The following is a 12,605-nucleotide window of genomic DNA, read 5'->3' on the forward strand; positions in this document are numbered from 1 at the left end:
GGCTACTCCCTCGGGAGTACGCACGTCAACCGGTACCGGCGCCGACGCCCCGTCGCCGTCGCATCGGGGTGGGCGGGCGCCCGCGGCGGGCGCCGGCCGGCATCAGAACAGCGAGACGGGCTTCACGATGTCGGCGTAGATGAGCAGGGCGCTCATCGCACCGAAGACGACGACCACGGCGAGCGTGACCGGCATGAGCTTCGCGAGGTCGACGGGGCCGGGGTCGGGCCGCTTGAAGAGCTTCGCGAACCCGCGCCGGATGCCCTCGAAGAGCGCGCCCGCGATGTGGCCGCCGTCGAGGGGCAGCAGCGGGATCATGTTGAACACGAAGAGCATGACGTTGAGCGCGGCGAGGATGCCGACCATCCAGGCGGCCTTGTCGACCACGGCGACATTGTCGAGCGCCGCGACCTCGCCGGCCACCCGGCCGACGCCGACGACCGACATGGGTCCGTTCGGGTCGCGCTCCTCGGGGCCGAACGCGGCCTGCGCCACGTCGACCATGCGCTGCGGCAGGTTGAAGATGACGCCGGCGACGGCGTTCATCTGGTCACCGACGGCCGGCAGCACCGCCGTGATCGGCTGCTGCACGGTCTCGCTCGCCGCGCCGATGCCGACGAACCCGACGTCGACCGTGACCGGTTCGCCCGCGGCATCCTTGACGATCTGGCCGTTGTCGCCGATCGCGTACTGGGTGCTGAGCATCGGGGTGACGGTGAGCACGACCTTCGCCCCGTCGCGCTCGACGACGACCGGGATGGCGTCGCCCGGGTGCTCGCGGATGATCGTCGTCGACTGCGACCACGAGTCGATCGGCTCGCCGGCGACCTCGACGATGCGGTCGCCGGGCTTGATGCCCGCGGCGGCACCGGGTGCCTTCGGGTCGCCGGGTTCGCAGGTCTGGCGTTCGCTCGTCGCGGGCAGCGCGCACGCCGAGACGGTGCCGACCGTCGTCGAGGCCTGGCTGACGCCGAAGCCCATGAGCAGCACGCCGAAGAGCACGGTCGCGAGCACGAGGTTCATGAACGGGCCGCCGAACATGACGACGATGCGCTTCCACACCGGCAGCCGGTAGAACGCGCGCTCTTCGTCACCCGGGGTGATCGACTCGGCGCTCGAGTCCCGCGCGTCCTGCACGAGGCCGCGGAAGAAGCCCGTCGAGTCGGATCCGACGGCGCCCTTCTTACCGGGCGGGAACATGCCGATCATCGAGATGTAGCCGCCGAGCGGGATGGCCTTCACGCCGTATTCGGTCTCGCCCTTGCGGCGCGACCAGACGGTCGGTCCGAAGCCGATCATGTACTGCGTCACCTTGACGCCGAAGAGCTTCGCGGGTATCAGGTGCCCGATCTCGTGCAGGCCGATCGACAGGGCGAGGCCGACGACGATGATGGCGACGCCGATGACGAACGCGAGCACGGAATCCACGGTCGACAGCGTACTGCCGACGGCTCGGAGCGTGCTGGGCGCGGGCTATCGATCCGCTGAGCGCGCGATGCGAGCATCGGCGGCGCGTCGGGCTGCCGATTCGGCGGCCCCGAGCGACTCGAGGGTCACCGGTCCGGATGCCTCGTGGTGCTCGACCACCTCGCGCACCGTGTCGACGATGCCCGGGAACCCGATGCGCCCCGCGTGGAACGCGGCGACCGCCTGCTCGTTCGCGGCGTTGAAGACGGCGGGGTACTCGCCGCCGGCGCGGCCGACCTGCTTCGCGAGCCGGATCGCGGGGAAGGCGTTCTCGTCGAGCGGCTCGAACGTCCAGCTCTGCGCCTTCGTCCAGTCGATCGGACGGCCGGCGGCCGCGACCCGGTTCGGCCAGTCGAGGCCCAGCGAGATCGGCAGGCGCATGTCGGGCGGCGAGGCCTGCGCGATCGTCGAGCCGTCGACGAACTCGACCATCGAGTGGATCATCGACTGCGGGTGCACGACGACGTCGATGCGGTCGTAGTCGACGTCGAAGAGCAGGTGCGCCTCGATGACCTCGAGGCCCTTGTTCACGAGGGTCGCCGAGTTCGTGGTGATGACGAGACCCATGTCCCAGGTCGGGTGCGCGAGCGCCTCGGCCGGGGTCACGCCCGTGAGCGACTCGCGGCTGCGACCGCGGAACGGGCCGCCCGACGCGGTGAGCACGAGCCGGCGCACCTCGTCGTCGGTGCCCGAGCGCAGCGCTTGCGCGATCGCCGAGTGTTCGGAGTCGACGGGCACGATCTGGCCGGGCTTCGCCAGCCGGGTGACCAGGTCGCCGCCGACGATGAGCGACTCCTTGTTCGCGAGCGCCAGGGTCGTGCCACGTTCGAGCGTGGCGAGGGTCGGGCCGAGGCCGACGGAGCCCGTGATGCCGTTGAGCACCACGTCGGCGTCGACGTCGCGCACGAGCTGTACGGCTTCGTCGATGCCGACGGCCGTGTGCTCGACGCCGAACTCGGCGGCCTGCTCGGCGAGCAGCGTGCGATTCGAGCCGACGCCGAGGCCCACGAGTTCGAACCGTCGGGGGTTCGCCCTGATCACGTCGAGGGCCTGGACGCCGATGGAGCCTGATGAGCCGAGAACGATGACGCTGCGCACGAGTCCACCCTAGGACGCGACCGTCGGGATCGCCCGGTGACGACGAGGCGCCGGGACACCGGATCCGATCAGACGAGCACGGCGACCGACGCGACCACCGGTTCGGGAACGGCGAGGTCGTGGAACCGCACACCCCGCCAGCCCGGCCCGAACTCGGGCACGGTGTGCTCGATGCGGCCGACGCCGCCGTCGTCGCCCGGCAAGGTGAGGGCGAGGGTCGACGGTTCGACGAAGCCCGTGTGCCCCATCGCACGCAGCAACGCGGCCTTGCGCGCCCAGAGGACGGCCCGGGCCCGGGCCCGCTCGGGGGCGTCGAGGAGCGCCAGTCCGGCGCGCTCGCTCGGGTGCAGCGCCGCTTCGTCGACCGATTCGCGAACGTCGTCGCCGGCGGGCTCGATGCCGACGCCGACGCGCCGGCTCGTGGCGGCGGCGGCGACCACGACGTCGCCGGCGGCCCCGGCATCGACGAACCACGGGGCGCCCGTCGGCGTCGTCGGATATCCGACCGAGGGCCGCCCGTGACGGTTCCCGCAGACCTCGCACCGGTGCACGAGCTCGACGTCGTCGGCGGGCACGCCCGAACCGTGCGCGACGAGCCGCCTGAGCACGGCGTCGGGCGCCGGGCCCCGACGGCCGCGCGTCGCGACGAGCACGCGCGTGTCGCCGCCTGCGAGCTCGATGAGCTCACCGTCGCCGATCGGTTCCATGAGCCGATTCTCCCGCATGCGACCGGTTCGGCGCCTGCTCTGGGCCTGCTCGGCGTCCGCCGCTCGGCCGCCCGCGCCCACTGGGAGCCCTTCGGAACGCCCCGCAGCCATATGCCGCTCGTCGCATATCGGCGACCTTAGGGTCGGATGGTGAGTGCGCCGTCGGTCAAGCAGGTCAGACAGGGTCCCGCCTACCGGATCTTCCGGGGCATCCTGAAGCCGCTCGTCAGGCTCGTCTACCGTCCGAAGATCCTCGGTGCCGAGCACGTTCCCGCTTCGGGGCCGGTCATCCTCGCGTCGAACCACCTGTCGTTCGTCGACAGCGTCGTGATCCCGCTCGCTTCGCCCAGGCCCGTGCAGTTCCTCGCCAAGTCGACGTACTTCACCGGCACCGGCTTCTCGGGGTGGCTCTCGCGCACGTTCTTCGGCGCGATCGGTGCCGTGCCGGTCGAACGCGGCGCCGGGTCGCAGGCCCAGGAGGCGCTCGACGCGGGTCGCGGCATCCTGGAGGGCGGCAACGCGTTCGCGCTCTATCCCGAGGGCACGCGGTCGCTCGACGGGCGCCTCTACCGGGGACGCACGGGCGTCGCCTGGCTCGCACTCATGACGGGCGCCACGGTCGTGCCCGTCGGGCTCATCGGCACCCAGGAGATCCAGCCCGTCGGCGCGAAGCTCCCCCGCGTGCGCCCGGTCACGGTGAAGTTCGGCGCTCCCATCGACGTGTCCCGACACGGCGCCGCGACGAGCGGCCGCGCGCGCCGTCAGGCCACCGACGAGATCATGGCCGCCATCCACGCGCTCAGCGGGCAGGAGCTCGCGGGCGTCTACAACGAGGCGCCGCCGCAGGGCACCCTCGCCAAGCTCGCCGACAAGGTCGTTCCGCGCGAGCGGATGTGAGGCGCTCGACGACCACCGCCTCGTCGCCGTTCTCCCAGCCCTGCTCGAGCGTTCTCCCAGCTCACCCGGGCGGTCTTCCAGCCTGAAGGCGCCGGCACCGGGTATCGTCGCTCCGGTGACCCCGCCGAAGACCAACGCCGGCATCGCGCGCACCGCGCGGCTCGTCGCCGTCGCCGCGGTCGCGCTGCTCGGGCTCGCCGCGTGCGCTCCCGACACGGCCGCCGTCGAGCCCTGGGACGGTGGGGCGGCGAGTCGTGCGACGCCGACGCCCGAGTATGACATCCCCGACGCGACGACCGGGTTCGACCCCGGATACATCGTGAGCGACGACGCGTTCTACGACAGCTCGTCGATGTCGGTCGGCGAGATCCAGACGTTCCTCGACGGCATCGACTGCCGCCCGCAGGACGACGTGCCCTGCCTGGCCGACTACCGCCAGACGACGACCTCGCAGCCCGCGGTCGGCGGCGCGCACTGCGCCGCCTACGACGGCGAGTACCGCGAGCGGGCGTCGTCGATCATCGCCAAGGTCGCGACCGCGTGCGGCATCAGTCCGCGCACGCTGCTCGTGCTCCTGCAGAAGGAGCAGTCGCTGCTCACGCGCCCGAGCGCCGACGGCTACCTGCGGGCGACGGGCTACGGATGCCCCGACACGGCCGACTGCGACCAGGAGTACTTCGGGTTCTTCAACCAGGTGTACAACGCCGCATGGCAGTTCCGTCAGTACACCGAGCAGCCCAAGCGCCAGTACCGCATCGGCAAGGTGCAGGTCGCCTTCAACCCCGACTCGGCGTGCGGAGGAACGAAGGTCGGCATCCGCAACCAGGCGACCGCGAACCTCTACAACTACACGCCGTACCAGCCGAGCGAGGCGACCCTCGCCGATCCCGAGACGGGCGACGACTGCTCGGCGTTCGGCAACCTCAACTTCTGGCGCCTGTGGCACCGCTGGTTCGGCGACCCCGAGGCCGAGCGGTACCCCGGCTTCCTGCCGGAGTGCTCCCGCCTCGTCGGCGGACACGCGTGCCCGCCCGGCCCGGCGCTGCCGACCCGGCCGCCGGCACCCGTGGAGTAGCGGGGCGACAGTGCCCTCGCAGGTGCTGCCCCTCAGTCCTCGGCGACGCTCACCGTCGGCTCGTGGCGCACCGGGAACGCGACGGATGCGGCGATGAAGCACTTCTCGGATGCCTCGGCGTGAAGCCGTTCCGCGAGACCCAGCATCGAGGCATCCGCCACCACGACCCGGGGGCGCAAGACCACCTCGGTGAACGCGCCGCCGCCTCGGCCGTCCTCCTGCATCGTGCCGACCGCCGAGTCGGTGTATCCGCGCACGATCACGCCGTGGTTCGTCGCGACGTGCAGGTACGAGAGCATGTGGCACTGGCTGAGCGCCGCGATGAGCAGGTCCTCTGGGTTCCAGCGCTCGGCGTCGCCGTGGAACACGCGGTCGCTCGACCCCTCGAGCTCATGCGCCTTGCCCGCCGCCCGCACGACGTGCCGCCTGCTGTACGCGCGGTAGCCGCTCGTGCCGCTGCCCCGGTCGCCCTGCCACTCGACCTCGACCTCGTACTCGTGCCGTCCGAGCATGTCGTCCCCTCTCCGTCATCCGATTCTCCCCCGCCGGGCGGTGGCCGCGGCGATATGGTGGAGGCACCATGACCGACTCGCCAATCGAAGCCCAGAACGCGCCCGCCCAGACCGTCGCACCGGTGTACACCGTGCCGCAGGAGCGCAAGATCGTCACCGCCGTCCCCGGCCCCAAGTCGCAGGAGCTCCAGGCCCGACGCGAGAGCGTCGTCTCGGCCGGCGTCTCGAGCGCCCTGCCCGTCTTCATCGAGCGCGCGAACGGCGCGATCCTCGTCGACGTCGACGGCAACCGGTTCGTCGACTTCGGCGCCGGCATCGGCGTCACGACCATCGGGCACACCGAGACCTCCGTCGTCGCGGCGGCCGCCGCACAGCTGCAGGACGTCATCCACACGCTCTTCACCGTGACCCCCTACGAGGAGTACGTGCGCGTCGCCGAGCTGCTCGCCGAGCACACGCCCGGCAACTGGGCGAAGAAGACGGTGCTCGTGAACTCGGGCGCCGAGGCCGTCGAGAACGGCGTCAAGATCGCGCGCAAGCACACGGGCCGGCGCGCCGTCGCCGTGCTCGACCACGCCTACCACGGCCGCACGAACCTCACGATGGCCATGAACTACAAGGCGATGCCGTACGGCGCCGGCTTCGGGCCGTTCGCGGGCGACGTCTACCACGCCCCCAGCTCGTACCCGTACCGCGACGGGCTGTCGGGCGCCGACGCCGCCGCGCGCACGATCGCCTACCTCGAGAAGGTCGTCGGTGCCGAGGACCTCGCGTGCCTCGTCGTCGAGCCGATCCAGGGCGAGGGCGGATTCATGGTTCCGGCCGACGGATTCCTGCCGATGCTGCAGGCCTGGTGCACCGAGCACGGCGTCGTCATGATCGCCGACGAGATCCAGTCGGGCATGGCCCGCACCGGCCGCTACTACGCGAGCGAGCACTTCGACTGGGAGCCCGACCTCGTGCTCAGCGCGAAGGGCATCGCGGGCGGCCTGCCGCTCGCCGCCGTCACCGGCCGCGCCGAGATCATGGACGCCTCGCACCCCGGCGGGCTCGGCGGCACGTTCGGCGGCAACCCCGTCGCCTGCGCCGCGGCGATCGCCGTGTTCGAGGCGATCGAGCAGAACGATCTGCTCGCCGAGGGCCGCCGCATCGGCGCGACCCTGACGGCCGGTCTCGAACGACTGCGTGCGCGGTACGACGTCATCGGCGACATCCGCGGCAAGGGGGCGATGATCGCGATCGAACTCGTCCAGCCCGGTACCCGTGACACGACGAAGACGCCGAACGCCCAGGCGGTCGGCGAGCTCGTCGCGTACGCCGCCCAGCACGGGGTGCTCCTGCTCAGCGCGGGCACCTACGGCAACGTCCTGCGATTCCTGCCGAGCCTCGCCATGAGCGACGCGCTCATCGAGGACGCCCTCGGTGTGCTCGACGACGGCCTCGCGGCCCTCGGCTGAACCCGTGTCCGGCACCTTCTCCGTCGCAGATTCCGTCCAGCTCGCCGTGGTCGAACGCAGTGGTTTCATCGAGTCCAGGCACGCGGGTTCCGCCGTCGTGCTCTCCCCCGAGGGCGAGGTCGTGCGCACGCTCGGCGACGTCGCGACCCCGGTCTTCCCCCGCTCGGCGCTGAAGCCGTTCCAGGCCGTCGCCGTGATGACCTCGGGTGTCACGCTGCGCGGCGAGGACGCGGCGATCGCGATGGCGAGCCACTCCGGCACCGCCGCGCACGTCGCACTCGTCGAGGGCCTGCTCGCCCGAGCCGGCATCCCCGAGTCATCGCTCGGCTGCCCGCCCGCGCTGCCGGTCGATCGCGCCGCCCGCGATGAGCTCGTCCGCCGCGACGCCCCCAAGCGCCGCGCGTATATGACGTGCTCGGGCAAGCACGCCGCCATGCTGCTCGCGTGCGCGGCCAACGAGTGGCCGCTCGACGGCTACCTCGACCCTGAGCACCCGCTGCAGAAGCGCATCCTCGACGTGCTCGAGCGCCTCACGGGCGAACGCCCCGCGGCGACCGCGATCGACGGCTGCGGTGCGCCGGTGCACGCCGTGAGCCTCACGGGGCTCGCGCGCGGGGTGCACAAGATCACGACCGCGCAGGCCGGCTCGCCGTTCGCGCTCTACCGGGAGTCGGCGGCCCTCACCGCGGCCGCCCGCGAGCACGGCTGGGCCGTCGCCGGTCCGGGTCAGCCCGACACGGTCGCGATCGAACGGCTCGGCGTCTTCGCCAAGTTCGGCGCCGAGGGCGTCATGATCATGTCGGCGCCCGACGGCACGACGACGACGGTCAAGGTGCTCGACGGCTCGAACCGCGCATCGACGATCATCGGCCTGCGACTGCTCGCCGCCGCCGGCGCCCTCGACGACGCCGCGATCGACGAGATGCAGACCGAGCTCGATCTCTGGATCATGGGCGGTGACCGTCGCGTCGGCGAGATCCGCGCGACCGTCTGAGGCACGGCGGGCGCGGGCGAGTGCTCGCCCCGCCGATGCCGAGAACGAGGATGCCCCGGCGAGAGCGATCTCGCCGGGGCATCCTCGTTCGGGCCGGAGGCCGTCGTTCAGCCCAGCTTCGCGAGCCGCTTCTGTCGTGCCGCCCGCGACACCTGCGCGCCCACGACGAGCACGAGGGCGACGATGAACACCGCCGACGCGATGACGTTCGCCTCGGCCGGGATGCCGCGCGCCGCCGAGATGTAGATGTACTTCGGGAACGTCGACGTCGAACCGGAGTTGAAGTTCGTGATGATGAAGTCGTCGAAGCTCAACGCGAACGACAGCAGCGCCGCCGCAGCGATGCCGGGCATCAGCAGCGGGAAGGTCACCCGCCAGAACACCTGGGCCGGTGAGCCGTAGAGGTCGCGGCCAGCCTCCTCGAGCGCCGGATCGAGGCTCGCCACGCGCGCCTTCACCGTCACCACGACGAAGCTGATGCAGAACATCGTGTGCGCCAGGATGATCGTCGTCATGTCCTTCGCGACGCCCGCCGCGAGGAACTGCGCGGCGAGTCCCGCGCCGAGCACGACCTCGGGGGTCGCCATCGGCAGGAACAGCAGCAGGCTGATCGCCGACCGCGCCCGGAACCGGTAGCGCACGATGGCGATCGCGATCATCGTGCCGAGCACCGTCGCGACCACGGTCGCCACGATGCCGATGATGATGCTGTTCGCGAACGCCTCGCAGACCGCACCGCCCTCGACGTTGCAGACGTTCAGCCACTTGTCGAGGGTGAATCCGCGCCACGAGATGTTCGACTTGATCGAGTCGTTGAAGCTGAACACGAAGGTGTACGCGATCGGGATCAGCAGGAAGATGAACGCGAGCACCGTGTAGACGGGCAGCAGCCAGTCGCCGAGGCCGAGCCGGCGCGGGCGCACCCGCCCGCCGGCGGGCTTGTTCGCATCGAGCTGCTCGTTCTCGCCGAGTCCGCCGAGGACGGCGGCCGCCTGGACTTCTCCGCTCACAGCAGGTCCTCCGTTCCCGAGCGCTTCACGTAGATGCCGACGAGCACGAGGATCGCCGCCATGAGGATGATCGACAGCGCCGCGGCCGCCGGGTAGTTGAGCAGCACGAGGAAGTTCGCCTCGATCACGTTGCCCATCATCTGCGTGTCGGGCCCGCCGAGGAAGTCGCGGCTCGCGTTCACGTAGTCGCCCGCGGCGGGGATGAACGTGAGCAGCGTGCCCGCCACGATGCCGGGCATCGACAGCGGGATGGTGACCTTGCGGAACACCTGGAACGGGCTCGCGTACAGGTCGCTGCCGGCCTCGAGGTAGCGCAGGTCGAGGCGTTCGAGCGTCGTGTAGAGCGGCAGCGTCATGAACGGGATGAAGTTGTAGGTCAGACCGAAGATGACCGCGAAGGGCGTGCCCGTGAAGTGCGCGTCGGGGGCCATCAGCGAGAGCGCCTTGAGCGACGTGATGATGAACGACTCGTCCGACAGGATCTGCTTCCACGCGAGGGTGCGCAGCAGGAAGCTGATGAAGAACGGGGCGATCACGAGCACGAGCATGAGGCTCTGCAGGAGCGGCCAGCGGCGCGCCTTGACGCCGATGAAGTACGCCAGCGGGTAGCTGATCACGAGCGCCGCGACCGTCGCGACGAGCGCGTAGCCGAAGGAGCGCACGATGTGCGGCCAGTACTGGTTGACGACGTCGACGTAGTTCTGCCAGTTGAACGCGTAGTCGTACACGCCGATGTCGCCGAACTCGCTCGGCGCCTGGAGCGAGGTGAGCACGAGCGAGACGAGCGGCGTGAGGAAGAAGAGCACGAGGTAGGCGATGCCGGGCAGCAGCAGCAGCAGCGCGATGGGGCTGCGCTTTCGCTGGGCCTGCGGCTGCGCCTCGGCGGTCGAGAACGCTGCGAAGGCCATGTCAGTGCTCCTCGAGCTCCGAGACGAGCGCCTCGCGATGCAGCGCCGCCAGTGACGTCGTCGACGCGTCGTCCTGGAAACGGGTCTCGTCTGGCGTGTCCTCGAGGCCGAAGCCGTGCTCGACGGCCCAGCTCACCCAGACCTCGCTGCCGAGCCCGGCGACCGGACCGAAGCCGATGTTCTGCGCGAACACGGTGACGATGCCCTGGCCGGGGAGCTCGATGAGGTACTGGGTGCTCACACCGGAGAACGACACGTCGACGACGCGCCCGGCGCCCAGCACGTTGCGGTTCGCGTCGGCGATCGGCGCCTCGGTGTGCAACGAGACCTTCTCGGGACGGACGCCGACGGTGACCTCGCCCTGGTGGCGCTGCGCACGCGCGGTCGGCACGATGATGCGCGCACCGGCGGCTTCGACCGTGATCGCGTCGGCCGTCGTCGAGACGACGTTGCCGGTGAACAGGTTGGACTGGCCGAGGAAGTTCGCGACGAACGCCGTGCGCGGCAGCTCGTAGAGTTCTTCGGGTGCGCCCATCTGCTCGATCGCACCCTTGTTCATGACCGCGACCGTGTCGGCCATGGTCATGGCCTCCTCCTGGTCGTGGGTCACGTGCAGGAAGGTGAGGCCGACCTCTTCTTGGATGGTCTTCAGCTCGAGCTGCATCTGGCGGCGCAGCTTCAGGTCGAGCGCGCCGAGCGGCTCGTCGAGCAGCAGCAGAGCAGGACGGTTCACGATGGCGCGGGCGAGGGCGACGCGCTGCTGCTGGCCGCCGGAGAGCTGCTGCGGCTTGCGCTGGGCCACGTGGTCGAGCTCGACGAGCTTGAGTGCCTCGTGCGCCTTGACCATCGCGTCGCCGATCTTGCGGCGCTTGAGGCCGAAGGCGACGTTCTCGATGATCGTCATGTGCGGGAAGAGCGCGTAGCTCTGGAACACCGTGTTCACGGGGCGCTCATGCGCCCGCGTGCTCGTGACGTCGCTGCCGCCGATGAGGATGCGACCCTTGGTCGGCTCTTCGAGCCCGGCGACGAGGCGCAGCGTCGTCGTCTTGCCGCAGCCCGACGGGCCGAGCAGGGCGAAGAACGAGCCGGCCGGGATCTTCAGGTCGAGGTCCTCGATGGCGGTGAAGCCGGGGAACCGCTTCTGGATGCCGACGAGCTCGAGGTCGGCGCCGCGTTCGGCGAATTCTCTGATCGCCATCGTCACGAACCCAGCAGGATGCTCTGGAACTGCGCCTGGTACTTCTGCTCCTCGGCACCCGAGAGCGAGCGGAAGATGTGCGCCTGCTGCAGCGTCTCCTCGTTCGGGAAGATGAGCTGGTTCTCGGCGAGGTCGGGGTCGATCGCAGCGGCGGCCTCCTTCGCACCGACGACCGGCGTGATGTAGTTCACCCATGCGGCGACCTCGGCGGCGACCTCGGGCTCGTAGTAGTAGTTGATGAGGGTCTCGGCGTTGGTCTTGCGCGGGGAGCCGATCGGCACGAGGAAGTTGTCGTTCCACAGCGTGCCGCCGGCCGACGGCAGGGCGAACTCCCACTTGTCGCCGGCTTCGGCGTTGATGACGGTGATGTCGCCCGACCACACGATCGCCGCGAGCGTGTCTTCGCTCTTCAGGTCTTCGAGGTACGAGTTGCCCTTGATGTTGCGGACCTGGCCGTTCTCGACCTGCTCGCGCAGGATGTCGATGGCGGCGGTGTACTCGTCGTCGCCCCAGTCACCCGCGATGTCGGTGCCGTTCTCGAGCATGATGCAGCCCATCGTGTCGCGCATCTCGCTGAGCACGCCGACCCGGCCCTTGAGCGACGAGTCCCACAGGTCGGACACGCTCGAGAGGCCTCCGGGGATCGCCTCCTTGTTCCAGGCGATGCCGGCGAAGCCGCCCTGCCACGGCACGGTGAACTTGCGACCCTTGTCGAAGTCGGGGTCGCGGAGCGCGGGGTTGAGGTTCGCGAGGTTCGGCAGGTTGTCGTGGTTCAGCGCCTGGGTGTAGCCGAGGCGCACCCAGCGGGCGGCCATCCAGTCGGTGAGCACCGCGGTGTCGGCACCGATGTCCTGGCCGAGCGCGAGCTGGTCCTTCACCTTGCCGTAATAGGTGTTGTTGTCGTCGACCGCGACGTCGTAGTTGACCTCGATGCCGGTCTGCTCGGTGAAGGCCTGCAGGGTGGGGTAGTTGCCCGCGTCGTCTTCGTCGATGTACGCGGCCCAGTTCGCCCAGTTGAGCGTCTTGTCGGTCGCCGACTTGTCGGCGGCGGCCGTGGGCTTGGCCTTTCCGCCGCCGGTCGAGCAGGCGGCGAGGGTGAGGGCGGTGGCGCCGGCTCCGGCGCCGGCGAGAAGGGTGCGACGACTCAGCTGCGAGTTGCGCGCCTGGGCGATCAGCGAGCGGATCATCGGGTCTTGGGGCAGGGGCCGAGGGCTCACGGGGGGACTCCATTCATTGCAAGCGCATACGGGGTGGGACGATCCTGACACAGGCGATGCCGATT

Annotated in this window: 12 protein-coding genes; 4 read left to right on the forward strand and 8 right to left on the reverse strand. The window is 70.3% G+C overall.

The window, feature by feature from the left end; genetic code table 11:
* Window positions 1-102: 102 nt before the first annotated feature.
* The 3 genes from MUN74_RS01800 to MUN74_RS01810 all read right to left on the reverse strand — a co-directional run bounded on the left by MUN74_RS01800 (window position 103) and on the right by MUN74_RS01810 (window position 3,272).
* Entirely contained in the window at window positions 103-1,428 is a 1,326-nt protein-coding gene (locus MUN74_RS01800; protein ID WP_244854669.1) for a M50 family metallopeptidase, read from the reverse strand.
* 45 nt (window positions 1,429-1,473) lie between these two features.
* The gene (dxr, locus tag MUN74_RS01805) at window positions 1,474-2,565 is read right to left on the reverse strand and encodes a 1-deoxy-D-xylulose-5-phosphate reductoisomerase (RefSeq protein ID WP_244854670.1); all 1,092 of its coding nucleotides are present in this window, start codon (window positions 2,563-2,565) and stop codon (window positions 1,474-1,476) included.
* 68 nt (window positions 2,566-2,633) lie between these two features.
* The gene (locus MUN74_RS01810; protein ID WP_244854671.1) at window positions 2,634-3,272 is read right to left on the reverse strand and encodes a 4'-phosphopantetheinyl transferase family protein; all 639 of its coding nucleotides are present in this window, start codon (window positions 3,270-3,272) and stop codon (window positions 2,634-2,636) included.
* A 150-nt stretch (window positions 3,273-3,422) separates the two neighbouring features.
* Between MUN74_RS01810 and MUN74_RS01815 the strand changes: the two genes are divergently transcribed.
* Together MUN74_RS01815 and MUN74_RS01820 are read left to right on the forward strand one after the other, a co-directional pair.
* Window positions 3,423-4,169, forward strand: coding sequence for a lysophospholipid acyltransferase family protein (locus tag MUN74_RS01815; RefSeq protein ID WP_244854672.1), 747 nt, complete (start codon window positions 3,423-3,425; stop codon window positions 4,167-4,169).
* A 115-nt stretch (window positions 4,170-4,284) separates the two neighbouring features.
* Window positions 4,285-5,244, forward strand: a complete 960-nt coding sequence (locus MUN74_RS01820; RefSeq protein ID WP_244854673.1) for a hypothetical protein — start codon at window positions 4,285-4,287, stop codon at window positions 5,242-5,244.
* 32 nt (window positions 5,245-5,276) lie between these two features.
* Here the strand turns inward: MUN74_RS01820 and MUN74_RS01825 are convergent, their stop codons facing one another.
* Complete coding sequence (locus MUN74_RS01825; protein ID WP_244854674.1) at window positions 5,277-5,756, reverse strand: OsmC family protein; 480 nt, start codon at window positions 5,754-5,756, stop codon at window positions 5,277-5,279.
* Window positions 5,757-5,824: 68 nt separating this feature from the next.
* Between MUN74_RS01825 and gabT the strand changes: the two genes are divergently transcribed.
* A complete protein-coding gene (gene gabT / locus MUN74_RS01830; RefSeq protein WP_244854675.1) occupies window positions 5,825-7,213 on the forward strand; it encodes a 4-aminobutyrate--2-oxoglutarate transaminase in 1,389 nt (462 codons plus the stop codon).
* 4 nt (window positions 7,214-7,217) lie between these two features.
* Window positions 7,218-8,207, forward strand: a complete 990-nt coding sequence (locus tag MUN74_RS01835) for an asparaginase (RefSeq protein ID WP_244854676.1) — start codon at window positions 7,218-7,220, stop codon at window positions 8,205-8,207.
* A 107-nt stretch (window positions 8,208-8,314) separates the two neighbouring features.
* Here the strand turns inward: MUN74_RS01835 and MUN74_RS01840 are convergent, their stop codons facing one another.
* From MUN74_RS01840 to MUN74_RS01855, 4 genes are all read right to left on the reverse strand, one after another.
* Window positions 8,315-9,097: an ABC transporter permease gene (locus MUN74_RS01840; protein ID WP_244856306.1), complete on the reverse strand. Its 783-nt coding sequence runs from the start codon at window positions 9,095-9,097 to the stop codon at window positions 8,315-8,317.
* 116 nt (window positions 9,098-9,213) lie between these two features.
* Entirely contained in the window at window positions 9,214-10,125 is a 912-nt protein-coding gene (locus MUN74_RS01845; RefSeq protein ID WP_244854677.1) for an ABC transporter permease, read from the reverse strand.
* 1 nt (window position 10,126) lies between these two features.
* The gene (locus MUN74_RS01850) at window positions 10,127-11,323 is read right to left on the reverse strand and encodes an ABC transporter ATP-binding protein (protein ID WP_244854678.1); all 1,197 of its coding nucleotides are present in this window, start codon (window positions 11,321-11,323) and stop codon (window positions 10,127-10,129) included.
* A 2-nt stretch (window positions 11,324-11,325) separates the two neighbouring features.
* The gene (locus tag MUN74_RS01855; protein WP_244854679.1) at window positions 11,326-12,540 is read right to left on the reverse strand and encodes an ABC transporter substrate-binding protein; all 1,215 of its coding nucleotides are present in this window, start codon (window positions 12,538-12,540) and stop codon (window positions 11,326-11,328) included.
* Window positions 12,541-12,605: the final 65 nt, after the last annotated feature.

Origin of the sequence: Agromyces sp. H17E-10 (assembly GCF_022919715.1) — a bacterium.
Taxonomy (GTDB): Bacteria; Actinomycetota; Actinomycetes; order Actinomycetales; family Microbacteriaceae; genus Agromyces.